This is a genomic window from Pseudomonas brassicacearum, assembly GCF_009601685.2.
In the GTDB taxonomy this organism is placed as follows: Bacteria; Pseudomonadota; Gammaproteobacteria; order Pseudomonadales; family Pseudomonadaceae; genus Aquipseudomonas; species Aquipseudomonas kilonensis_B.
The window spans coordinates 6,211,064-6,233,780 of the sequence record NZ_CP045701.2 but is presented as its reverse complement, the minus strand read 5'-3'; the positions used below and the strand labels follow the sequence as shown (position 1 = coordinate 6,233,780).

Below are 22,717 nucleotides of genomic sequence, written 5' to 3'. Positions count from 1 at the left end.
CTACTGCCCGAGATTCTGCCCCACCGCCAATCCCGCCCGAATCGCCGCCAAGGCCGCTTGATAATAAGCCTGGCCCTCGGTCGATTCGGCGAAGGTGGCGAACTCTTCCAGTTCGGTATCCGTCAGGTCACGGTAGACGTATAGCAGCGTGTTGTTCAGGTCCGCGCCGATCTGTTCCATCAACCGTTGGCGCTGGCCATTGAGCATGCCTTGGGCCTGGCCGGCCCCCAGGAGCCCCGGGATCATCGAACTCAGGCTGTCGGCCGCCACGCCGGCGATCGCCAGGCTGACTTCGGCGCCGGCCTCGCGGGCGGGCAGGGCCTGGGCCAGGTGGCCGATGATCAACAGGCGGTTGTCGCTGGCGGGCATCTTCGGCAGGCCCTTGGCGTTTTTCGCCAATTGATCGCGCCGGGTCGCCAGCAACTCGGCCGCCACGACCTTGCGGCCCAGGGGCGATTGGAAAAAGCTCAGGGCCGGGCTCGGGTCTTGAAGATTGCTGCGCATTTGCGCCTCGGCCCGCTGGTCCATGGCCTGGGGGGCAAAACGTTGATTGCTGTTGTTCACCAGGGCCTGGAACACCGCCGGCGGCAGGCTGCTCTGATAGCGCTGCTGGGCAGCGCTCAAGGCGTCACTGAAATGCGCCCGCTGTTGCGGCCAGCCGGCGACCTTGTACAACTGGTCGTAGCTGTCTGCCCAGGCGGGCAAAACACAGAACATCAACAGTGAGAAAAGCAAACGGCGCATAGGGACTCCTGTCAGCAGCCGACTATTCTCCGTGGGGTGTGGGGTCTTGTCGAGAATTCGTATCAAGTTCGTACGGCGGTGCAATTTGACGCAGCGAACTGACGCAGCGAACCCGCTGCGTGGCGCTGTCGGTTTTGCAGGCACAGGCATACTATGCGCGCCATGCAAATACCTTCTGATCACCCGCTGCTGTTACGTATCGTCGACGACCTGGCCGAGCGCGGCTGGTCGCAGCAGAACCTCTTCCTGCCGGATGCGCTGACCCGCACCCTGGCGGCTGAATGCCGCCAGCGTGCCGCCGAGGGCGAACTGGCCCCGGCAGCGGTCGGGCGCGGGCCGTTCTCGGAGATCCGCGAAGGGATCCGGGGTGATCACATCCAGTGGATCGAACCCGGCCAGGCGCAAGCCTGCGACCATTACCTGGCGCTGATGGACAGCCTGCGCGAGGCGATGAATCGTGGGTTGTTCCTGGGCCTGGAAGACTTCGAAAGTCACTTTGCCCTCTACCCACCCGGCGCGTTCTACCTCAGGCATGTCGACCGCTTTCGCGATGACGACCGACGCATGGTGTCGGCGGTGCTCTACCTCAACGACGATGATTGGCTACCGGAGCACGGCGGCCAGTTGCGCATGTACCTGGAGGATGGCGTGGAGCGGGAGGTGGTGCCCATCGGCGGTTGCCTGGTGGTGTTCCTGTCGGGGGGCATTCCCCATGAAGTGCTGCCGGCCACGCGCAATCGCCTGTCCTTGACCGGTTGGTTTCGTCGTCGTGGCAATGAGTTGTTCTGAGATGGAAAAGGTCTTGGTCAGTCGCTGCCTGCTCGGGCATCGCGTGCGTTACGACGGCGGCGCCAGCGGGCCGTTCGATCAACTTCAGCAGTGGCTCGACGAAGGCCGGATCGTGCCGCTGTGCCCGGAAGTCGCCGGCGGCTTGCCCACGCCTCGGGCGGCGGCGGAGATTGCTGGCGGGCAGGGGGCGCAAGTGCTCGACGACCAGGCAATGGTCATCACCACCGACGGCGAGGATGTGAGTGCGCAGTTCCTGTCAGGCGCGTATCAAGCGTTGGAGCGGGTGCGTGAACACGGCATCCGCATCGCCGTGCTCAAGGCCAACAGCCCGTCGTGCGGCAACCTGCAGACCTATGATGGAACGTTCAGCGGTGTGAAGGTCAGCGGCGAAGGCGTGACGGCTGCGTTGCTCAAGCGCCATGGCGTGAAGGTATTCAGTGAACTGGAGTTGCCTGAAGCGGCGGCGGCCCTCAAGGCCTTGAGCAACGACTGATGGATTGCTTTTGTGGCGAGGGGATTTATCCCCGTTGGGCCGAAGGAGCTGCGTAGGAGCTATGTAGGAGCTATGTAGGAGCTATGTAGGAGCTGCGTAGGAGCTGTCGAGTGCAACGAGGCTGCGATCTTTCCAAAACACTTGAATCTCAAGCGAAAGATCAAAAGATCAAAAGATCAAAAGATCGCAGGCTTCGCCAGCTCCTACAGAGCCCAGTGGGAGCAAGGTTTCGTGTCGTTCAGAGCTGCTCGGCCAGCTGCTCTATCAGCTCTTGGCGCTCTGCCTGGCTCAATCGCGGTTGAGTATTCAGGGATGACCATTGCGGATGCGCCCGCGCCTTGTTCAAGGCTTCGGGCAGCTTGCCTTCGCGCCAGGTCTTGTCCTGGGGCGTGGCGATGCGGATGCTGTCCATCGCCGCATGGCCGCGCTGGTTGAGGGCTTGCAGCAGTTGGCGTTGGCGCAGGGCCAACAGGCGCAGCACGCTGTCGTCCACTGTCAGTTCCCGTTGGCCCTTGAGCTTGCCCATCAGACGGTTGCCATAGCTGCGGGCGGTTTGCAGGGTGCCGCCGACAATGGCCCCGGCCAGGGCGGCGGCCCCAAGGGTCAGGCCGCCCACCAGCAAATCGACGCCAGCCCCGGCCGCCGCGCCCGCCGCGATCCCGCCACCGACGCGCACGCCCAGTTGCTTGAGGGTCTCGGGGTTGAACAGGTCGTCGCCCCAGCGTCCGTCGAGCAGCGGCAGGTCGCTGGCGGCGGCGTCCTGGGGACGGAAAGCATAGAGCTTGAGCAGGGCCTCGACACAACGCTGTTCGCGCTGGCGCACCGCGTTGCGCAGTTTACTGATGGCCTCGCGTTCCAGCTCGGCGTCGCTGGCGACGCTGCGTCGGCAGGCGGCGCAGTCGATCAGCAGTTCAGCGATCACGCGCGCCGCGCTCTGCTGCCGGGCCAGGCGTTGAACCTGTTGGTCGGCGACCAGTCGATCCAACCGCTCACGGGCGCTTTCCAGCAACAGCGCGAGGCTCTCATACAGGCGCCGCTCGCCGTCCTCGGGCGGGGCCACGCTGTCAAAACGTACCAGGGCGTGCAGCCCCAATCGCGCCAGGGCTTCGCGCCAGTCGGGCTCGCGATGGTGGGCGCTGCTGACGAAGTTCAACACGGGCAGCAGCGGCTTGCCACAACTGGCGAGCACTTCCAGTTCATCGCGGTACTTGGCCAGCACTGGCTCCCGGGCATCGATCACATACAGCCCAGCATCGCTGGCGAGCAGTTGGCGCAGTACCTTGGCTTCTTGTTCGAAGCGTTGCCGCGCCTCGCTGCCCTCGAGGAAGCGGGCCAGGCGCGCCGGGCCATCCAGGCGTTCGCCAGGACGCTCCAGGCGCTCGAGGTAATCGAGCAGGGCGATGGCGTCCTCCAGGCCTGGCGTGTCGTACAGTTCCAGCAGCGCTTCGCCATCCACCGACAGGCGCGCGCCCTCGACATGCCGAGTGGTGCTCGGGCGATGGGACACTTCGCCGAAGCCGACGTCGCGGGTCAAGGTACGCAGCAGCGAGGTCTTGCCCACATTGGTGTGGCCGACCACCGCCAGCTTCAGCGGCTTCATGGGCTCAGTCATGGCCGGTCTCCAGCCAGTTCAAGGGCATGCAGTCGGCGAAGGGCAACTGCAACTGTTGCAGTGCGGTATGCCAGTCGCCCAGGCGCTCGGCGTCCAGCGCTTCGCCGGGCGGTGCCTGCAACAGCCAGACGCGGGTGGCGCTGGCGCAACGGGCCAGCTCGGCGATCAGCGCCAGGCTGCCGCGGTCCGGTGAACGGCGTGGGTCACAGGCAATAGCCAGGCGCGCAGGGGGAAAGCGCGACAGTTGTTCAAGGAGTTTGTGGCGAGACTCGCGGCTGTCGAGAATGCCGGCGTTTTTCACGGTCTCGGGCAGCTTGGGTGGCCAGGGTCGATCGTCCAACTCGATTGCCACCAGCAGCGCGCCGTCGCTGTCCATTGCACTGACAGCACTTTCGACTCGATGCAATTGCGCGGGGGCGGCGTCGTTGACGCCCAGTCGCTCGCTGCTGGGCATCAGCCGTTCACGCAATTGGGCATAGCCGGGCAGGTTCAAGTCCAGGCGCAGGGTGGTGCGGCCGCGCCGCCAGCGCCACAGGCACAGCAGTGCCAGGCACAAGCGCGGCAACAGGCCATAGACCAGCAGCACACCCACTAGCCAGGTGGCCCAGGCCTGGCGGGCGCTCTCGATGTTCAGGGCTCCGTCGCCACTGGCGCGGATCATTTCCACCGTTGGCACGCTGAAACCCAGCAGGGCGGGCAGCGCGCCGAGGGCCTGGGTCATGGCGACGAAGGTCTCACCGCCGAGGAGGGTGGTTTCCCAGACGAAGCCATAGCGCCGGGTCGCCATCAGCAGAAGCACGATGACCAGCGCGCTGAGCATCGCCAGCAGCCACAGGCCGTTGACCAACACACCGAGGGCCCAGCGATTGAGTTTGTGCCGTTGCAGCAACAGCAGCAGGGCCGGCGCCAGGTGGGCAGCCTTGGCGTCGCGGGCGAATTTTTCGCTGAGCCACAACCACAGGCGTCCCAGCGTTGCGCCTTGCTCGCCAGCGAATATCAGGCCCAGGGCCCAGCCGATAAGCAGGATCAGGTTCAGCCCCAACAGACTGCCCAAGGCCCAGAACACATTGACCGGTGCCTGCCCGTCGCCGAGTGCGGCAAAGCCCAGGCCGGCGCCGCTGATGATGGCGAGCAGCGCCAATGCGATCAGCGCCAGGCGCGCCCCTTGCAGCCAGTGGTGCAGGGCCGCGGTGAGGCCATCGCGTTCGGCCAGCCAGCGGGCGCGGTGGTGGATGCGAGTGGCTAAGTCGCCGCCTGCCGCACGGGCCAGGCGATTGGCTTCCTGGTCCTCGAGCGGGCCGGCGTGTTCTTCACGCAGGCGTATCGTCTCGGTCAACCAGAGGTTCTGCAGTGCTGTCACGGGTGCTTCCGTTGCTCGAATGAGGGTTGAGCATAACCGCTGTGATGCCTGTCGGGGTACGACGGGCCTCTGGTATCCTCGCGGCCATGAACAAAACTCTCCCTTTAAGCCTGATCGCAGCCCTCGGTGAAAACCGTGTGATCGGCGTCGACAACCGCATGCCCTGGCACCTGCCGGGGGATTTCAAATACTTCAAGGCCACCACCCTGGGCAAGCCGATCATCATGGGGCGCAAGACCTGGGATTCCCTCGGTCGACCGCTGCCGGGACGCCTGAACATCGTGGTCAGCCGTCAGCCGGGCCTGGTGCTGGAGGGCGCAGAAGTGTTTTCCACCCTGGAGGCCGCGGTGGCGCGGGCCCAAGCGTGGGCGCAGGAACAAGGCGTCGACGAGTTGATGCTGATTGGCGGTGCCCAACTGTACGCCCAGGCCCTGGAGCAGGCGGATCGGCTGTACCTGACCCGCGTGGCGCTGAGCCCGGAAGGGGATGCGTGGTTCCCGGCATTTGATCCGAGCCAGTGGACGCTGGTTTCGAGCCAGCCAAACCCGGCCGAAGGGGACAAGCCGGCCTATAGCTTTGAGGTGTGGGAAAAGCTGTAGGCCATGTGGGAGCGATATCTGAGGATTGAGGATCCGCGGCAGATTCATCAAAAAACTCTGATAAGGCGGGTGCCAGTCACCTGAGGCCGCGACTGCGAGCCAGTGAGCCTAATAGCCTGATAACTAACGAGTTAATACTAAAAACGCATCTGGATTGTCGTTTATGGAATAAGGCGGCGACGTTTACGGATATGTCGCTGGCGCTATCAAGACGTAAGCGGTCGCGGGTAGGCGAGGACTGTCACAAGCATTTGTTAGCGTCGAGTTCTTTTGAACCCGGGAGAAATGCCGATGAAGCTCGTACCTCGTTTTCTCGCTGTCGCCTTGAGCCTTGGTCTGGTTGGCCAGGCACTGGCCACTGACCTCAAGCACTGGCCGGCGGAACAAGCCAAGGCCCTGGAGGCGATGATCGCGGCCAACGCCAACAAGGGTAACTACGCGGTGTTCGACATGGACAACACCAGTTACCGCTACGACCTTGAGGAGTCGTTGCTGCCGTTCCTGGAGAACAAGGGCCTCATCACCCGGGAAACCCTGGACCCGTCCTTGAAGCTGATGCCGTTCAAGGACACCGCCGACCACAAGGAAAGCCTGTTCAGCTATTACTACCGCCTGTGCGAAGTCGATGACATGGTCTGCTACCCCTGGGTGGCCCAGGTGTTTTCCGGCTTTACCCTCAAGGAGCTCAAGGGCTACGTCGACGAACTGATGGCGTCCGGCAAGCCAGTGCAGACCACGTATTACGACGGCGACAAGGTGGTCCAGTACAGCGTCAACCCACCGAAAATCTTCACCGGCCAGGCCGAGCTGTACAACAAGCTGATGGAAAACGGCATCGAGGTCTATGTCATGACCGCCGCTTCCGAAGAGCTGGTGCGCATGGTCGCCTCGGATCCGAAGTATGGCTACAACCTCAAGCCGCAGAATGTGATCGGCGTGACCACGTTGCTCAAGGACCGCAAGACTGGCGAGCTGACCACCGCCCGCAAACAAATCACCGCGGGCAAGTATGACGAGAAGGCCAACCTTGATCTGGAGTACACGCCTTACCTGTGGACCCCGGCGACCTGGATGGCCGGCAAGCACGCGGCGATCCTGACGTACATCGACGAATGGAAGAAACCGGTGCTGGTGGCCGGTGACACGCCGAGCAGTGACGGCTACATGCTGTTCCACGATGTGGACGTGGCCAAGGGCGGCATCCATCTGTGGGTCAACCGCAAGGACAAATACATGACCCAGATTAACGGCATGATGGCCAAGCACGCTGCCGCCCAGGCCAAGGAAGGGCTGTCGGTGACGGCGGACAAGAACTGGGTGATCGTCAAACCGGAAGATATCCAGTAACCCCCGTCCCACAGGGATTATCAGGGATTCGAAAGGGGATGAACCCGTGGCGAGGGCGCAAGCTCCCTCGCCACAAAGAGCACTTGGCTCCAAGGGGCGAACTGGAATCAAAAAAAGCCCCGCACTTGGCGGGGCTTTTTATGGGCGTTGTCGACGCTTACAGGCCGTCGAGCATTGCCTTGTTACGCACCGCGCCCTTGTCGGCGCTGGTGGCGAGCAGGGCGTAGGCCTTGAGAGCCGTGGTGACTTTGCGTGGACGCACTTCCACCGGTTTCCAGCCCTTGTTGTCCTGTTCGACGCGGCGCCCGGCCAGTTCTTCGTCGCTGATCAACAGGTTGATCGAGCGGTTCGGAATGTCGATCAGGACTTTGTCGCCATCGCGCACCAGGCCGATGGCACCGCCCGCCGCTGCTTCCGGCGAAGCGTGGCCGATGGACAGGCCCGAGGTACCGCCGGAGAACCGGCCATCGGTCAACAAGGCGCAGGCTTTGCCCAGGCCTTTGGACTTCAGGTAGGAGGTCGGGTAGAGCATTTCCTGCATGCCCGGGCCGCCTTTCGGACCTTCGTAGCGAATGATCACGATGTCGCCGGCCTTCACTTCGTCAGCGAGGATGCCGCGCACGGCGCTGTCCTGGCTTTCGAAAATCTTCGCGTTGCCTTCGAACACATGGATCGACTCGTCGACGCCGGCGGTTTTCACCACGCAGCCATCCAGGGCGATGTTGCCGTACAGCACGGCCAGGCCACCTTCCTTGGAATAGGCGTGCTCGACGCTGCGGATGCAGCCGTTTTCACGATCGTCGTCCAGGGTTTCCCAACGGGTCGACTGGCTGAACGCGGTTTGCGTCGGGATGCCCGCCGGGCCGGCCTTGAAGAAGTGATGCACGGCCTCGTCGGTGGTCTGGGTGATGTCCCACTTGGCGATGCCTTCGGCCATGGTCTTGCTGTGCACGGTCGGCAGGTCGGTGTGCAACAGGCCGCCACGGGCCAGGGAGCCGAGGATGCTGAAGATCCCGCCGGCACGGTGCACGTCTTCCATGTGGTACTTCTGGATGTTCGGCGCGACCTTGCACAGTTGCGGCACGTGACGGGACAGGCGGTCGATGTCGCGCAGGTCGAAATCGATCTCGGCTTCCTGGGCCGCGGCCAGCAAGTGCAGGATGGTGTTGGTGGAACCGCCCATGGCGATGTCCAGGGTCATGGCGTTTTCGAACGCCTTGAAGTTGGCGATGTTGCGCGGCAACACCGAGTCGTCGTTCTCGCCGTAGTAGCGCTTGCACAGCTCGACGATCGTCCGGCCGGCCTGCAGGAACAGCTGTTCGCGATCGCTGTGGGTGGCCAGGGTCGAACCGTTGCCCGGCAGGGCCAGGCCCAGGGCTTCGGTCAGGCAGTTCATCGAGTTGGCGGTGAACATGCCGGAGCACGAACCGCAGGTCGGGCAGGCGCTGCGCTCGTACTCGGCAACCTTCTCGTCAGAGGCGCTGGAGTCGGCGGCGATCACCATGGCGTCGACCAGGTCGAGGCCGTGGCTGGCGAGCTTGGTCTTGCCGGCTTCCATCGGGCCGCCGGAGACGAAGATCACCGGGATGTTCAGGCGCAGGGCGGCCATGAGCATGCCCGGGGTGATCTTGTCGCAGTTGGAAATGCACACGATGGCGTCGGCGCAGTGGGCGTTGACCATGTATTCGACGGAGTCGGCGATGATCTCGCGGCTCGGCAGCGAATAGAGCATGCCGTCGTGACCCATGGCGATGCCGTCGTCCACGGCGATGGTGTTGAATTCTTTCGCTACGCCGCCGACGCGTTCGATTTCCCGGGCAACCAGTTGGCCGAGGTCCTTGAGGTGGACGTGGCCGGGCACGAACTGGGTGAAGGAGTTGGCAATGGCGATGATCGGCTTCTTGAAGTCGTCATCCTTCATCCCCGTGGCGCGCCACAAGGCACGGGCGCCGGCCATGTTGCGGCCATGGGTGGATGTTTTCGAGCGGTAATCAGGCATGGAGCACTCCGGGCGGCTAAACAGGTACTTATCAGGTATCAATGGGGAAGTGAGCTTGCGTCAACGTCTGGAATACCCGGGTTTGGCCGTGTGTCCGGAAGTGGCTGATGACTTTGCAGGATCACTGCGCGCCTCAGCATGAGCTCATAAACCCGCCGGGGATGAATGGCGATGAATGTCGCGATTCTACACCGCTGGCGCCAGGATGAAATGACGCAAAGAGCTGATTGGGCGCCAATGTCGTGCGTAGGATGACGACTGGCAGGGTTCAGTCGGCCAGCAAGCCCCTGTAGCGATGCCGGACCAGGGCATTGAGGGCCAGCCCCAGCAGGCTGAGCAGGACCAGGCAGAGGGCCAGGGTAACCTGCAAGTCCAGCGGGGTGAGGCTGATCGCGGCGCTGGTCAGCCCGCCGACGATGAAGATCAGCACGCTACCGGCCGAGGCCGATGTGCCAGCCTGCCCGGGAAATCTATTCATGGCTTGGGTGTGTGCGGCTGCGCGGGCAATGGTTGTCCCGGCGGTGCACACGATCATGGGCAGCAGCAGGGTGGTGACCGACAAGCCAAGGTGACTGGAAAGCCCCAGCATCAGGATCCCTGCCGCGAGGATCAGGCCCAGGCCGGTGATGATTTGCGTCTGCGAGTCGATGCGATTGCTCAGCACGGTCGCCACCGCGCCCCCGCCAATGTAGGCCAAGCCATAGCCCAGCAGCGCCAGTGAAAAAGCTTCGGGCGAGAGGTGCAACTGGTCGATCAAGACCAATGGCGAAATGACGATGAACGAGAAATGGCAGGAAAAAGCCAGCGCCGAGGTGAGCCAATAGGCCATGAAGCTGAAGTCGCGGCAGACCTTTCGATAGGCAGCGATGAGTTCCAGTCGCCTGGGTTGGCTGCCTGCCGCGCCACGTTGAAGTAAACGACTGGCGCCGATGAATGCGCCGATTGCCAGGGCAATGAACACCAGGAAGCTGCCACGCCAGCCCATCCAGCTTTGCAGGCCGGTGCCGGCCAGGGGCGAAACGGAAATGAAAATCCCCCCGCAGGTGACCAGGAAAATACGAAGTCGCTGCTGTTCCCGGCCGGTGAACAGGTCCTGGATCAGCGCTTGGGACAGCACGAAGCAGCCACACCCCAAGGCTTGGACAATACGCAACAGCAAAAAAGACCAGTAGCCATCGGCAAGCACGCAACCTGCTGCGCCGACCGCTGAAACAGCGATCCCGATCAGCAGCAGGTTTTTTCGCCCCATGGTGTCGGAGAGTGGGCCAACCAGCAGTTGCGAAAGGGCGATGCCCACTGCGTACAGGCTGACAGACAGGGCAATGTCCGACGATGGACGTTCAAAGTGCTCGGAGAGGGCAGGGAACGAAGGCAGCACGACGTCGATTGGAAAGACGCCGAGCAGTGTCAGTGTCAGCAATAGGCCGACGATGGCCGGTTTGCGGGCGGCCAGGCGGTTTTGCGGATCAGTCATCGAACAGTTCCAAGACGTGCCTGAGGTGCGCTTTCAATCCTAATGCGTCATGCCGGCCAGGCGTGGGGGAGATTGAGTAGGAAGGCTCTGGTAATTGCGTGGGGGTTCTCCTACGGACTTATTCAGACATGCAAAAAAAAATCGCAGCCGAGGCTGCGATCAGAGTGCAATTGGAGTGTGCGGGGCACAGCGCTATGGCCCTGGCCCCGCCCGGCCTCAGCTGTTGGGCAACAACCGGCAGGTGATGCTCTTGATGTAGCGGGTTTCGGCAATGGCCGGGTGTACCGGATGGTCTGGCCCTTGGCCGCCGCGTTCGAGCAGTTGAATATTGCGGTCCAGATGACGGGCGCTGGTCAGCAGGATGTTTTGCAGATCGTCTTCGGGCAGGTGCATCGAGCACGACGCGCTGACCAGGATGCCGTCCTTGCTGAGCAGGCGCATGGCTTGTTCGTTGAGGCGGCGATAGGCGCCTTCACCGTTCTTCAGGTCTTTCTTGCGCTTGATGAAAGCGGGTGGGTCGGCCACGATCACGTCGAAACGTTCTTCGCTGGCCTTGAGTTCCTTCAGGGCTTCGAACACGTCGCCTTCGATGCAGGTCAGCTTCTCGGCGAAGCCGTTCAACGCGGCGTTGCGCTCGACACCGTCGAGGGCGAAGGCCGAGGCATCGACGCAGAACACTTCACTGGCGCCGAACGCTGCGGCTTGCACGCCCCAGCCGCCGATGTAGCTGAACAGGTCCAGTACACGCTTGCCCTTGGCGTACGGGGCCAGGCGTGCGCGGTTCATGCGGTGGTCGTAGAACCAGCCGGTTTTCTGGCCTTCCATGACCGGCGCTTCGAACTTCACGCCGTTCTCTTCCAGCGCGACCCATTCCGGCACCAGGCCGAACACGGTCTCGACGTAGCGGTTCAGGCCTTCGGCGTCACGGGCCGCGGAGTCGTTTTTGAACAGGATGCCGCTGGGCTTGAGCACCTGGGTCAGGGCGGCGATCACGTCGTCCTTGTGGGCTTCCATGGTGGCCGAGGCGATCTGCACCACCAGGATGTCGCCGAAACGGTCGACCACCAGGCCTGGCAACAGGTCGGAGTCACCGTAGACCAGGCGATAGAACGGCTTGTCGAACAGCCGCTCGCGCAGGGACAACGCCACATTGAGGCGATGCACCAGCAGGGATTTGTCCAGCGGCAGCTTCACGTCACGGGACAGCAGCCGGGCGCAGATCAGGTTGTTGGGGCTCATCGCAACGATGCCCAGCGGCTTGCCGCCGGCGGCTTCGAGGATGGCCTGGTCGCCGGCCTTGAAGCCGTGCAGCGGCGTGGCGGCTACATCGATTTCGTTGCTGTAGACCCACAGGTGGCCGGCGCGCAGGCGACGGTCGGCGTTGGCTTTGAGGCGCAGGCTAGGCAGGGACATGACGTCGCTCCGGAAAAAAGAGCGGGAGTATACCGTGTTGCAACTCTGGCGGGGCTTGCGGTGGACATGCGGTGAGCAAGCACACTCTCGCTTAGCCGTAGAAGCTGCGTAGAAGCTATGTAGGAGCTATGTAGGAGCTATGTAGGAGCTGTCGAGTGAAACGAGGCTGCGATCTTTCCCCAGACACTTGAATCGTAAGCGAAAGATCAAGATCAAAAGATCGCAGGCTTCGCCAGCTCCTACACAGAGCGCAGCAGGCTCAGGCGGACAACGCGCTGATCAACTCGCGGTTGAACGCCGGGATGTCATCGGGCTGGCGGCTGCTGATCAACGTGCCGTCCTTGACCACTTCCTTATCGACCCAGTTCGCGCCGGCGTTGACCAGGTCATCCTTGAGGGTTTTGTAGCTGGTCATGGTCTTGCCCTTGACCAGCCCGCTCGACACCAGCAGCCAGCCGCCATGGCAAATCACCGCAATGGGCTTGCCCGCCGCCTCGAAGCTTTTGACCAGCTTCTGGGCATCGGCGTCGATGCGGATGGTGTCGGAGTTCTGCACGCCACCGGGCAGCACCACGGCGTCGTATTGCTCGACATTGGCGGCCTTGAAAGTCAGGTCGATCCGGAAGTCGTCGGCCGGCTGGTCATGGTTCCAACCTTTGACCTGGCCTTCGCGGGCCGAAACGATGTCCACCTCGACGCCGGCCTGTTCCAGGGCCTGTTGGGGGCCGGTCAGTTCGGCCTGTTCAAAACCGTCGGTCACGAGGATGGCGACACGTTTGTTGTTCAGGGAGCCAGGCATGAAAAATCTCCTCAAGCTGAGTGGCTGGGCTGCCGACTCAAGCCTTTATGCAGGCTTGAATGTCGGCCCTGTAAAGTCCGAAGCCTGCGCCTGAAGGAAAGTTCCGTCGATCTACCCGGCGGTGTATCGGATCCATCTTTAAGGGTTAGAATCCCCGCCTGACCCGGAGTGTGTACTCATGTCCAAAGAACTTTCCGCCGAACAGATCCAACAGTCCTTGCAAGGCATCAGCGTGCCGCCCCAGCCGCAGATCATGGTGGATCTGCAGATGGAACAGTACATGCCCGACCCGGACCTGGAGGCCATCGCCAAGCTGATCTCCCACGATCCTGGTCTTTCCGGGGCCCTGCTCAAGATCGTCAACTCGCCGTACTACGGCTTGCACAACAAGATCACCTCGATCCAGCGCGCGGTGAACCTGTTGGGCAGCCGTTCGATCATCAACCTGATCAACGCGCAGTCGATCAAGGGCGAGTTGCACGACGACGCCATCGTCACCCTGAACCGCTTCTGGGATACCGCACAGGATGTGGCGATGACTTGCCTGACCCTGGCCAAGCGCGTCGGCCTGGAAAATGGCGACGAAGCCTATGCATTGGGGTTGTTCCACGACTGCGGCGTGCCGTTGATGCTCAAGCAGTTCCCCAACTACATGGGCGTGCTGGAAGAGGCCTACGCCAATGCCAGCGCCGAGTGCCGGGTGGTGGACAGCGAGAACCGCGTGTTCAACACCAACCATGCCGTGGTCGGTTACTACACCTCCAAGTCCTGGCGCTTGCCGGATCACGTCAGCCAGGCCATCGCCAACCACCACAACGCCCTGGCGATCTTCAGCGACGAGTCTTCACGCAACAACAGCCAACTGAAGAACCTGCTGGCGATCCTGAAAATGTCCGAAAACATCTGTGCGTCCCACCGGGTGCTCGGCAATCAGGCCGAAGACCACGAGTGGGATTGCGTCGGCAGCCTTGTGCTCGATTACATCGGTTTGTCGGAATACGACTTCCAGACCCAGAAACAGGAAATTCGCGACCTCGCCTCTCGTTGAGTGCGGTGCTTCGCCTGATGCGAGAACTCCATGCCAGAACTGCCGGAAGTCGAAACCACCCGTCGCGGCATCGCGCCCCATCTTGAAGGCCAGCGAGTCAGTCGCGTGGTGGTCCGCGACCGCCGCCTGCGCTGGCCGATCCCGGAAGATCTCGACGTGCGGCTTTCGGGCCAGCGCATCGTGCAGGTCGAGCGGCGGGCCAAGTACCTGTTGATCAATGCCGAGGTCGGCACGTTGATCAGCCACCTGGGCATGTCCGGCAACCTGCGCTTGGTGGAGGTCGGCATGCCTGCCGCCAAGCACGAGCACGTGGACATCGAGCTGGAGTCCGGGCTGGCCTTGCGCTACACCGACCCTCGCCGCTTCGGCGCGATGCTCTGGAGCCTTGATCCGTTCAATCATGAGCTGTTGATTCGCCTTGGCCCCGAGCCGTTGACCGACCTGTTCGATGGTGAGCGGTTGTTCCAGCTTTCGCGGGGGCGTTCCATGGCGGTCAAGCCGTTCATCATGGACAACGCGGTGGTGGTGGGGGTGGGCAATATCTACGCGACCGAGGCGTTGTTCGCCGCCGGGATCGATCCGCGCCGGGCCGCCGGAGGCATTTCCCGGGCGCGTTACCTGAAGCTGGCGATCGAGATCAAGCGCATCCTCGCCCATGCCATCGAGCGCGGCGGCACCACGCTGCGGGACTTTATCGGCGGAGATGGCCAGCCCGGCTATTTCCAGCAGGAACTGTTCGTCTACGGCCGCGGCGGGGAGCTGTGCAAGGTGTGTGGCACGGGGCTGCGGGAAATCCGCCTGGGCCAGCGTGCGAGCGTCTGGTGTCCGCGCTGCCAGAGCTGATTTGTCCTACGGTCTATAGTCAAGTGGCCTGTGTGGCTAGTTCTGTTAGTCAACTTCGGCGCCAGAAGTCCATATCCTGCGTTGCTGTTCCTCGCCATAGCGGGCTATGACTCGTCACAGCGCCTTGGCTATGGACTTCTGGCATCCGAATTTGAGCTAACGAACTAGCCACACAGGCCACTTTCATACTGATTTAGCCGAAGGATCGCCCGATGAAACTGCTTCGACCTGTCGTTCTCGCGCTGCTGCTGAGTGTCGGTTTGCCTGCCTTGGCAAGCGACGGCAGCGGCGACCCACGCTATACCATCCAGAATCCTCCTGCCTTTGCCATGATCGGCGATCTGCTGATCGCCCGTCCGCTGCTGCTGGCCGCTACTGTGGTCGGTGCCGGGGCATTCGTGGTGTCGTTGCCCTTTACCGCGCTGGGCGGCGGGGTAGGCGATGCGGGCAAGGCGTTGGTGGTGGACCCGGCAAAAGCCACGTTTGTGCGCTGCCTGGGGTGTATTGGGGAGGGGTTTGAGCGGCAGGAGTGAAGGTCAACAGTTACATATGGGTGGTGGCTGAGGGCCTCTTCGCGAGCAAGCCCGCTCCCACAAGGGATGTACTTAGGCACAAATTATCTGAGCACAGTCGATTCCTGTGGGAGCGGGCTTGCTCGCGAAGAGGTCGGCAAAGACGCTACAAGACCACCCGGCTCAAGCCTTGCCGGTAATCTTGCGATACTTGGCCATCAACTGTTCTTCAGTTTCCGGATGAGCCTCGTCCAGAGGGATGCAATCTACCGGGCAGACCTGCTGGCACTGGGGTTCGTCGTAATGGCCGACGCACTGGGTGCACAAGTTCGGGTCGATGACGTAGATCTCTTCGCCTTGGGAAATGGCCTCGTTCGGGCATTCGGGTTCGCAGACGTCGCAATTGATGCAGTCGTCGGTGATGATCAGGGACATGCAGGCTCCTGCCGGGGCGTTGGGCCCGGGCATATGAAAACGTATGGGCGCAATTGTGCCGCATTGGCGAGCGCAGTGCACGCGGGCGCGATGGACTGCGCTGTGCTGGGCAGCGAAGCGGGTCACAGCCCGCGGATTATTTCTTGAAGCGCAGGGTCAGCGCATCGGCCACGGCCGGGTGGACGAACTTGGTGATATCTCCGCCCAGCGCCGCGATTTCCCGTACCAGGGTCGAGGAAATGAAGGAATAGCGCTCAGACGGCGTCAGGAACAGGCTCTCGACGTCCGGTGCCAGTTGGCGGTTCATGTTGGCCAGTTGGAACTCATACTCGAAGTCCGAGACCGCCCGCAGGCCACGCAGGAACACATTGGCGTTTTTTTCCTTGGCAAAGTGCGCCAAAAGCGTCGAGAAACCGACCACTTCGACGTTGGGCAGGTGCTTGGTGACCTCGCGGGCCAGTTCCACACGTTGCTCCAGCGGGAACAGCGGGTTTTTCTTCGGGCTGGCGGCGACGGCAATGATCACATGGTCGAACAGGCGCGCGGCGCGTTCGACCAGATCGCCATGGCCCTTGGTAATAGGGTCGAAGGTACCTGGGTACAACACTCGGTTCATCGCGTCGTCCTGGCGGGAGTCCGTTGGGGAGTCGGATGGTATCGCAGCCTTCTCGGTCGGCCAAGTCGGCTGTTGCGTAAGAAAGCACTATAGACGCTGCGAATAATCCGCAAATTCATGGATTTTTCAGGCGCTCGGCCAGGGCCGTCGCCAATTGCGCGGTCAGCCCGTACACCGATAATTGCGGGTTGGCACCGATGCTGGTGGGGAACAGCGAGCCGTCATGGATCGACAGGTTGCCCAGTTGGTGATGGCGGCCAAGGCTGTCGGTGACGGCGGTTTTCGGGTCTTCACCCATGGCGCAACCGCCCATCACGTGGGCGCTGCCCAGGCGTGTGCGGTACAACACCAGGTCGAGCCCGTCGATCAGCGTGCGGGCTTCGGCCAGGGTCTTTACGTAGCGGGCATCGTTGTGCAAGGGCATGACCGCCTTGGCGCCGCCGGCAAACTGGATCTCGGCCATGCTGTGGAAGGCCCGGCGCAGGCCATCCCAGGCATACGGAGTCACGGGATAATCGAGCACCGGCGTGCCGTCGCTGCGCAATTCGACGCTGCCGCCGGGGCTGTCTGGATGAAAGCCGTCGCGCAACAGCGCCAGCATGGCGTGGGTATGGGGCAGCCGGGACATGTGCAAGGCGTTCTCGGGGCCGAAGCCGCCCAATAGCGTGGCGGCCAGCGCCGGGTGCAGGGGCGGGACTTCAAGCTTGTAGGACATTTTGCCGGTGGTTCCGTCCTGCCATTGGAAATGATCCGAATAAATCGATTGCGGCGCACCGTAGAACGGGTTGATGACCTCGTCGAATTGCCCGGCGGACATGTTCACCAAGTGCAGGAAGGTGCGCTTGCCCAGGCGTTGATGCGGGTCTGGCGCATCGGAGCGCAGCAGCAATCCGGGGCTATTGATTCCGCCGCCCGCCAGCACGTAGTGCCGCGCCTTGACGGTGATGCGCCGTCCGGTCGGCGCCACGCAACGTTCGTCCATGGCTTGGCACTCGAGGCCGATGACGGCATCATTTTTGATCGTCAGACGCTCGGCCCGCGCCAGGTAAAGCAGCGCGCCGCCCTTGTCCAGCGTGGCCGGGATGGTGGTGACCAGCATCGACTGCTTGGCGTTGGTCGGGCAGCCCATGCCGCAATAGCCCAGGTTCCAGCAGCCGCGTACGTTGCGCGGGATGACGTGCCAGGCGTAGCCCAATTGTTCACAACCCTTGCGGATCACGTCGTTGTTGGCATTGGGCGGAACCAGCCACGGCGCCACGCCCAGGCGTTGTTCCATCTGCGCAAACCAGGGCGCCATTTCAGCGCGGCCGTGGCCCTTGACGTTGTGCTCGGCGGCCCAGTGGTCGAGGGTCTGGTCGGGCGTGCGGAAGCTGGAGGTCCAATTGATCAGCGTCGTGCCACCGACGGCCCGGCCCTGGAGAATGGTGATGGCGCCGTCCTTGCTCATGCGCCCGAGGCCTTCCTGATACAGGCTGCTGTAGGCCTGGTCTTCGAGCAGCGTGAAATCATGACTGGTCTTGAGCGGCCCCTCCTCGATCAGCAACACCTTGTAGCCGGCAGCACTGAGTATTTCCGCCGTGGTACCGCCACCGGCACCGCTGCCGACGATGGCCACGTCGGCCTCCAGGATCAGGTCCTGGGACAACTGCGCGCCGTTGTAGGTGGTCCAGCCACGGGCCAGGCCTTCGCGGAAGAGATCGGGTACGGGCATGTTCAGGGCTCTCTTATTGTTATGAACGGGCGATGAAGAACCCTGTGGGAGCGAGCAAGCTCCCACAGGATCTCAATGGCTTTCAAATCTTGGGCGGCCCCGGATACCCGCAATGCGCCCAGGCCTCGGGCCGGACGTACCAGGCCATCATCACCAGTTGCAGCAACGAGTTGTGGCCTTGTTGTAGCAGGTCCAGCGAGCTGTTTTCCCACCGCCCGAGGAACTGGCGGATGTCATCGACGCTGGCGTTTTCCCACGAGCCCCAGACGCCGGTCAGTGGCCCGCGGGTAATACCCAGCGTGAGCACGTCGAACAGTTGGCGCGTGAGCTTGAGCATGGCGGGGGACAGGTGGGCCAGGCTGCTGTCCAGGCTTAGCAGGGTCGCGTCAATGGCGGCGGGGACCTGCCCGACGGCCACTGCACCGTCCAGCATCACCGGGATGACGCTGCGTAAAAATGGCAGGTCGCTGTCGCGCAGGGCCGCCAGGCCGTTGGCCGGTTGGCTTGGCGAGCAACCGCTCAGGCTGGCACCCACACCGACGGTGGCCAGGAAGGCGCTGGCGCCGAGGCTGAACTTCAGCAGGCCGCGCCGTGACAGCACGGGTGAATCGGTGAGGCTTGGGTTCATTATTGTGATCACCCGGCAAGAGACGCGTCAGCGGACAAACAGCTTCTGGATCAATTTCTGCAAAGGCTTGCCATACGGGGGATAAATCAGCTTCGCGGCGTTGAATCGTTGTTTGGTCAGCACGCCCTTGGCCTTGCTGAAGGTCAGGAAACCCTCATGCCCGTGGTAATGCCCCATTCCCGAGGGGCCGATGCCGCCGAATGGCAAGTCGTCCTGGGCGACATGCAGCAGCGTGTCGTTCAAGCAGACGCCGCCGGAATGGGTTTCGTGGAGCACGCGATTCTGCTCGGCCTTGTTGTAGCCGAAGTAGTAGAGCGCCAGCGGGCGAGGTCGCTGATTGATGTAGGCAAACGCCTGGTCCAAGTGCTCATAGGGCACGATAGGCAGCAGCGGGCCGAAAATTTCGTCCTGCATGACGGTCATTTCATCGCTGACGTTGAGCAGCAGGCTGTGGGCCATGCGGCGATCCTGGCCCTGGGCGAACAGTTCGATCAGCAGCGCGCCCTTGCTGGTGGCGTCGCTGATGTAGCCGTTGAGCCGCGCCAGCTGTCGTTCGTTGATGATTGCGGTGTAGTCCGGGTTGTCCGCCAGGGTCGGATAAAACCCGCGAACCGCCTCGCGATACGCCTCGACGAACTCGCCAACGCGGTTCTGCGGTACCAGTACGTAGTCCGGGGCGACGCAGGTTTGCCCGGCATTCAGGGTCTTGCCGAAAGCGATGCGTTCGGCGGCGTCCTTGAGCGGCACATCGGTCGACACGATGGCCGGCGACTTTCCACCCAGCTCGAGGGTGACCGGGGTCAGGTTTTCGGCAGCGGCGCGCATGACATGCTTGCCAATGCTGGTGGCGCCGGTGAACAACAGGTGATCGAAGGGCAGCTTGGAAAACGCCATGCCGACCTCCGCTTCGCCAAGCACCACGCACACCAGGTCCTGGGGAAAGACCCGGGCCAACAGTCGCTTGAGCAGCAAGCCGGTCGCCGGTGTCGATTCGCTGAGCTTGAGCATCACCCGGTTGCCCGCCGCCAGCGCTCCCGTCAGCGGCCCGATGGCCAGGAACAGCGGGTAGTTCCACGGCACGATGACCCCGACCACGCCCAACGGCTGGTACACGACTTTGGCCGACGCTGGCTGGAAGGCCATGCCCACCTTGCGCCGGGAAGGTTTCATCCAGCCGCGTAGGTGTCGGCTGGCGTAATGGATGCCGTGCAGGCTCGGCATCAGCTCGGCCAGTAGTGTTTCGTCGGCGCTGCGGTGGCTGAAATCCTGGCTGATGGCTTCGATCAAGGCTTGGCGTTCGTCACTCAATACCTCACGCAGTGCCTTGAGCCATTGTCGGCGTTGTTCGGCCGGTGGCATCGGCTGGACGGCGTAGGCCTGGCGCTGGGCATCGAAGAGCGACCGCAGCTCGTCCAGTTGTTGTTGAGACTCGTGCAGGTAGGCAACGTCGGCAGGCATCGTCGGGCACCGGATATTATTAGAGTGGATGTTTTCTAGAGCTTATACTCTAGAAAGTCAATGGCATCCGTAACGGCGATGGGTTTTTCCTGTGACCGATAGGTCGTAAGATGCCGATCAATGCCTTCGTCGAATTAAAGCCCAAACCATGGCCCCACGAATGAAAACCAGCGAGCGCATCGTGCAGAACAGCCTCGAGCTGTTCAACCAGCAAGGCGAGCGCAGCGTCAGCACCAACCACATTGCCGCCCACATGGACATGTCCCCAGGCAACCTCTATTACCACTTCCCCAACAAGCAGGCGATCATCGCCGTGTTGTTCAGTGAATATGAGAACCTGGTGGACAGCTTCTTGCGCCCGCCCCAGGGCCGTGCGGCCACGGTGGAGGACAAGCGCTTCTATTTGCAGGAGCTGCTGGCGGCCATGTGGCGCTACCGTTTTCTGCACAGGGACCTGGAACATCTGCTCGACAGCGATCCGGACCTTGCGGCGCGCTATCGACGGTTTTCCCAGCGCAGCCTGATCCATGGCACCGCTATTTATGAAGGCTTCGTTGCCGCCGGCATCCTGAAGATGGACCGGGTGCAGATCGAGTCCCTGACCCTCAATGCCTGGATCATCCTCACGTCCTGGGTGCGGTTCCTGTGCACCACGCGGGAAAACTTCAGCCACCTGAGCGAGCAGGCCATCAAGCGTGGCGTGTATCAGGTGCTGGTGTTGGAGGCCGGTTTTGTGACCGATCAGGCCCGCGAAGAGGTGGATGCATTGTTCAAAGAGTATTACGTCCCCCTGGCCCAGACCCTGGAGGAAGGGCAGTAGGATCGACCCCCCGACTTAGCCACAGGAGCTCACCATGCCCATTGCGCAACTCATCAGCCCTCAAGCCCTCGAAGAGCGGCGATCACAGCCCGGGCTGGTCATCCTCGATTGCCGTTTTGCCTTGGAAGACCCCGATTACGGTCAGCGCAGTTATGCCGAGGGTCACATCGCCGATGCGTCGTTCGCGGACCTTGAGCGCGACCTGAGCGGGGCGGTGATCAAAGGCGTGACCGGGCGTCATCCGCTGCCCGAGCCCGAGGCGTTGATCGAGCGCTTCAAGGCCTGGGGGATCGATAACGATAGCGATGTCGTGCTGTACGACGACGGTCCCGGCGCCTATGCCGCGCGGGCCTGGTGGTTGCTGGCCTGGCTGGGCAAGCGCGATGGCGTGTACATCCTCGACGGTGGGCTCAAGGCCTGGCACGCCGCCGGCTTGCCTTTGAGCCTGGATCCGCCGCAGAACAGTCGCGGGACTTTCAGTGGGGCGCCGGATGCGAGCTTGATGGTCAGTGCCCAAGCGCTGCAACAGCGCCTCGGCCAATCGGACATGACCCTGCTCGATGCCCGGGCGTTGCCGCGATTCAAGGGTGAAGTCGAGCCGATCGACCCAGTGGCCGGGCATATCCCGGGCGCCCGGTGTGCGGCGTTCACAGACAACCTGGGCGCCGATGGCCGTTTCTTGCCGGCCGACCAGCTCAAGCAGCGCTTCGCCGAAAAACTGGGCGAGCGCTCGCCCACCGACCTGGTGGCCTATTGCGGCTCCGGCGTGACGGCGTGTCATAACCTGTTTGCCTTGTGCCTGGCAGGGTATCCGCTGGGGAGGCTGTACGCCGGCTCGTGGAGTGAGTGGATCAATGATCCCCAAAGGCCATTGGCCGTCGGGGACTGAATGCAATCCCCGTAGGAGCTGGCGAAGCCTGCGATCTTTTGATTTTGATCTTTCGCTCTTGGACTCAAGTGATTGTGGAAAGATCGCAGCCTCGTTGCACTCGTCAGCTCCTACAGGCCTGTTACAGGCTGGCCAGCCAATCGGGAATCCGTCGCTCCAGGTAATACCCCGGACACCGCAGCGTTCCGTCGACAAATCCCACATGCCCGCCCTGGGCGTGCAGTTCAATTCGGGTCGAGGCGGATAATTCGCCCGGTTCTGGCACGCTGTGGGGAAACACAAAAGGATCGTCGGCGGCCTGGATGACCAGGGTCGGCGTGCTGATGCCTGCCATGAAATAACGGCTGGAGGCACGGCGGTAGTAATCCGCCGCATCGGAGAACCCATGCAGCGGCGCCGTCACCCGGCCGTCAAAGTCCCAGAAGGTGCGCATGTTTTCCAACGGGCCAAGCGCCGCGAGGGTCGCGAGGCCTTCGTGGCGTCCGTCGTGCTGGAACTGGCGTTGCTTGTTGCGCACATAGGCCACGAGCTGGCGCATGAAATGCGCCTGGTAGAACCTGGAAAAGCCCTGGCCGATGCGATCGGCGCACTGGTCGAGGCGAAACGGCACCGAGACCGCCACGGCCCCTTGCAACTGGCTGTCGCGGCCGGTTTCCCCCAGGTGCTTGAGCAGCACATTGCCGCCCAGTGAATAACCCACCGCAAACAGCGGTGCCAAGGGCCGTCGGGCGCGCAAGTGGGTGATGGCGGCGGCCAGGTCTTCGCTGACGCCCGAGTGGTAGCTGCGCGGCAGCAGGTTCGGCTCACCCGAGCAGCCACGCCAGTTCAAGGCCGCACTGGCCCAACCCTGGCGAGCAAGGGCGTGTTGCAGCCCGGCCACGTAAGGCGAGTTGGAAGAACCGGTCAGCCCGTGTAGCACCAGCACCAATGGCGCCTCGGCGCTGTGGGGGCCATGCCAGTCAAGATCGAGGAAATCACCGTCGTCCAGCCACAGGCGTTCGCGTTGGCGATCGAGGTGAGTGGTCTGGCGCCACAATGGGCCCCATAAGGTTTGCAAATGCGGGTTGCCAAGGCCCGGGGCGGGGACGAAACGTTCAAATGCGGCGGACATCATTATTATTCTCGATG

At 62.6% G+C, this 22,717-nt stretch carries 22 protein-coding genes; 9 read left to right on the top strand and 13 right to left on the bottom strand.

The window, feature by feature from the left end:
* Complete coding sequence (locus GFU70_RS27130) at nucleotides 1-744, bottom strand: DUF2059 domain-containing protein (RefSeq protein WP_064106889.1); 744 nt, start codon at nucleotides 742-744, stop codon at nucleotides 1-3.
* Between the two features lie 153 nt (nucleotides 745-897).
* On the opposite strand from GFU70_RS27130, the gene GFU70_RS27125 reads away from it, so the two are divergent.
* On the top strand, nucleotides 898-1,533 hold the full coding sequence (locus GFU70_RS27125) for a 2OG-Fe(II) oxygenase (protein ID WP_058543267.1): 636 nt from the start codon (nucleotides 898-900) through the stop codon (nucleotides 1,531-1,533).
* 1 nt (nucleotide 1,534) lies between these two features.
* Nucleotides 1,535-2,026 carry a DUF523 domain-containing protein gene (locus GFU70_RS27120; protein WP_058543268.1) on the top strand — a complete coding sequence of 164 codons (492 nt, stop codon included), beginning with the start codon at nucleotides 1,535-1,537 and terminating at the stop codon, nucleotides 2,024-2,026.
* A 238-nt stretch (nucleotides 2,027-2,264) separates the two neighbouring features.
* Here GFU70_RS27120 and GFU70_RS27115 read toward each other — a convergent pair whose 3' ends face one another.
* Nucleotides 2,265-3,638: a GTPase/DUF3482 domain-containing protein gene (locus GFU70_RS27115; protein ID WP_153389053.1), complete on the bottom strand. Its 1,374-nt coding sequence runs from the start codon at nucleotides 3,636-3,638 to the stop codon at nucleotides 2,265-2,267.
* A complete protein-coding gene (locus GFU70_RS27110) occupies nucleotides 3,631-4,998 on the bottom strand; it encodes a DUF2868 domain-containing protein (protein ID WP_153389052.1) in 1,368 nt (455 codons plus the stop codon). Before GFU70_RS27110 ends, GFU70_RS27115 begins: the two co-directional genes overlap by 8 nt.
* An 86-nt stretch (nucleotides 4,999-5,084) precedes the next feature.
* Here GFU70_RS27110 and GFU70_RS27105 point away from each other — a divergent pair, with 86 nt between their 5' ends.
* Together GFU70_RS27105 and GFU70_RS27100 are read left to right on the top strand one after the other, a co-directional pair.
* Nucleotides 5,085-5,597 carry a dihydrofolate reductase gene (locus tag GFU70_RS27105; protein ID WP_058543301.1) on the top strand — a complete coding sequence of 171 codons (513 nt, stop codon included), beginning with the start codon at nucleotides 5,085-5,087 and terminating at the stop codon, nucleotides 5,595-5,597.
* A 291-nt stretch (nucleotides 5,598-5,888) separates the two neighbouring features.
* Entirely contained in the window at nucleotides 5,889-6,944 is a 1,056-nt protein-coding gene (locus GFU70_RS27100) for a phosphorylcholine phosphatase (RefSeq protein WP_058543270.1), read from the top strand.
* 157 nt (nucleotides 6,945-7,101) lie between these two features.
* On the opposite strand, the gene ilvD is transcribed toward GFU70_RS27100, so the two are convergent.
* The 4 genes from ilvD to GFU70_RS27080 all read right to left on the bottom strand — a co-directional run bounded on the left by ilvD (nucleotide 7,102) and on the right by GFU70_RS27080 (nucleotide 12,629).
* Nucleotides 7,102-8,943 carry a dihydroxy-acid dehydratase gene (gene ilvD / locus GFU70_RS27095; RefSeq protein ID WP_058543271.1) on the bottom strand — a complete coding sequence of 614 codons (1,842 nt, stop codon included), beginning with the start codon at nucleotides 8,941-8,943 and terminating at the stop codon, nucleotides 7,102-7,104.
* A 268-nt stretch (nucleotides 8,944-9,211) separates the two neighbouring features.
* Nucleotides 9,212-10,417 carry an MFS transporter gene (locus GFU70_RS27090; RefSeq protein WP_153389051.1) on the bottom strand — a complete coding sequence of 402 codons (1,206 nt, stop codon included), beginning with the start codon at nucleotides 10,415-10,417 and terminating at the stop codon, nucleotides 9,212-9,214.
* Between the two features lie 216 nt (nucleotides 10,418-10,633).
* Nucleotides 10,634-11,830, bottom strand: a complete 1,197-nt coding sequence (locus GFU70_RS27085; protein ID WP_003206543.1) for a class I SAM-dependent rRNA methyltransferase — start codon at nucleotides 11,828-11,830, stop codon at nucleotides 10,634-10,636.
* A 259-nt stretch (nucleotides 11,831-12,089) separates the two neighbouring features.
* Complete coding sequence (locus GFU70_RS27080; protein ID WP_153389050.1) at nucleotides 12,090-12,629, bottom strand: type 1 glutamine amidotransferase domain-containing protein; 540 nt, start codon at nucleotides 12,627-12,629, stop codon at nucleotides 12,090-12,092.
* Nucleotides 12,630-12,861: 232 nt separating this feature from the next.
* Here GFU70_RS27080 and GFU70_RS27075 point away from each other — a divergent pair, with 232 nt between their 5' ends.
* The 3 genes from GFU70_RS27075 to GFU70_RS27065 all read left to right on the top strand — a co-directional run bounded on the left by GFU70_RS27075 (nucleotide 12,862) and on the right by GFU70_RS27065 (nucleotide 15,053).
* Nucleotides 12,862-13,677, top strand: a complete 816-nt coding sequence (locus GFU70_RS27075; protein ID WP_165826107.1) for an HDOD domain-containing protein — start codon at nucleotides 12,862-12,864, stop codon at nucleotides 13,675-13,677.
* A gap of 30 nt (nucleotides 13,678-13,707) precedes the next feature.
* On the top strand, nucleotides 13,708-14,520 hold the full coding sequence (mutM, locus tag GFU70_RS27070) for a bifunctional DNA-formamidopyrimidine glycosylase/DNA-(apurinic or apyrimidinic site) lyase (protein ID WP_003206537.1): 813 nt from the start codon (nucleotides 13,708-13,710) through the stop codon (nucleotides 14,518-14,520).
* 212 nt (nucleotides 14,521-14,732) lie between these two features.
* Nucleotides 14,733-15,053: a hypothetical protein gene (locus GFU70_RS27065; RefSeq protein ID WP_058543275.1), complete on the top strand. Its 321-nt coding sequence runs from the start codon at nucleotides 14,733-14,735 to the stop codon at nucleotides 15,051-15,053.
* 162 nt (nucleotides 15,054-15,215) lie between these two features.
* On the opposite strand, the gene GFU70_RS27060 is transcribed toward GFU70_RS27065, so the two are convergent.
* The 5 genes from GFU70_RS27060 to GFU70_RS27040 all read right to left on the bottom strand — a co-directional run bounded on the left by GFU70_RS27060 (nucleotide 15,216) and on the right by GFU70_RS27040 (nucleotide 19,880).
* Nucleotides 15,216-15,467 (bottom strand): YfhL family 4Fe-4S dicluster ferredoxin, encoded by a 252-nt coding sequence (locus GFU70_RS27060; protein ID WP_003206534.1) that lies wholly within the window; start codon nucleotides 15,465-15,467, stop codon nucleotides 15,216-15,218.
* Between the two features lie 136 nt (nucleotides 15,468-15,603).
* Entirely contained in the window at nucleotides 15,604-16,083 is a 480-nt protein-coding gene (coaD, locus tag GFU70_RS27055) for a pantetheine-phosphate adenylyltransferase (RefSeq protein ID WP_003177462.1), read from the bottom strand.
* A 115-nt stretch (nucleotides 16,084-16,198) separates the two neighbouring features.
* A complete protein-coding gene (locus tag GFU70_RS27050; protein ID WP_153389049.1) occupies nucleotides 16,199-17,794 on the bottom strand; it encodes a GMC family oxidoreductase in 1,596 nt (531 codons plus the stop codon).
* Between the two features lie 82 nt (nucleotides 17,795-17,876).
* Nucleotides 17,877-18,422 carry a twin-arginine translocation pathway signal protein gene (locus tag GFU70_RS27045; protein WP_153389048.1) on the bottom strand — a complete coding sequence of 182 codons (546 nt, stop codon included), beginning with the start codon at nucleotides 18,420-18,422 and terminating at the stop codon, nucleotides 17,877-17,879.
* A gap of 27 nt (nucleotides 18,423-18,449) precedes the next feature.
* Entirely contained in the window at nucleotides 18,450-19,880 is a 1,431-nt protein-coding gene (locus tag GFU70_RS27040; RefSeq protein WP_116643645.1) for a coniferyl aldehyde dehydrogenase, read from the bottom strand.
* 148 nt (nucleotides 19,881-20,028) lie between these two features.
* Between GFU70_RS27040 and GFU70_RS27035 the strand changes: the two genes are divergently transcribed.
* Together GFU70_RS27035 and GFU70_RS27030 are read left to right on the top strand one after the other, a co-directional pair.
* Nucleotides 20,029-20,700 carry a TetR/AcrR family transcriptional regulator gene (locus GFU70_RS27035; RefSeq protein WP_003206524.1) on the top strand — a complete coding sequence of 224 codons (672 nt, stop codon included), beginning with the start codon at nucleotides 20,029-20,031 and terminating at the stop codon, nucleotides 20,698-20,700.
* A 34-nt stretch (nucleotides 20,701-20,734) separates the two neighbouring features.
* Nucleotides 20,735-21,589 carry a sulfurtransferase gene (locus tag GFU70_RS27030; protein WP_153389047.1) on the top strand — a complete coding sequence of 285 codons (855 nt, stop codon included), beginning with the start codon at nucleotides 20,735-20,737 and terminating at the stop codon, nucleotides 21,587-21,589.
* A gap of 121 nt (nucleotides 21,590-21,710) precedes the next feature.
* Here GFU70_RS27030 and GFU70_RS27025 read toward each other — a convergent pair whose 3' ends face one another.
* Entirely contained in the window at nucleotides 21,711-22,703 is a 993-nt protein-coding gene (locus GFU70_RS27025) for a hydrolase (RefSeq protein ID WP_413468832.1), read from the bottom strand.
* Between the last annotated feature and the right edge of the window lie 14 nt (nucleotides 22,704-22,717).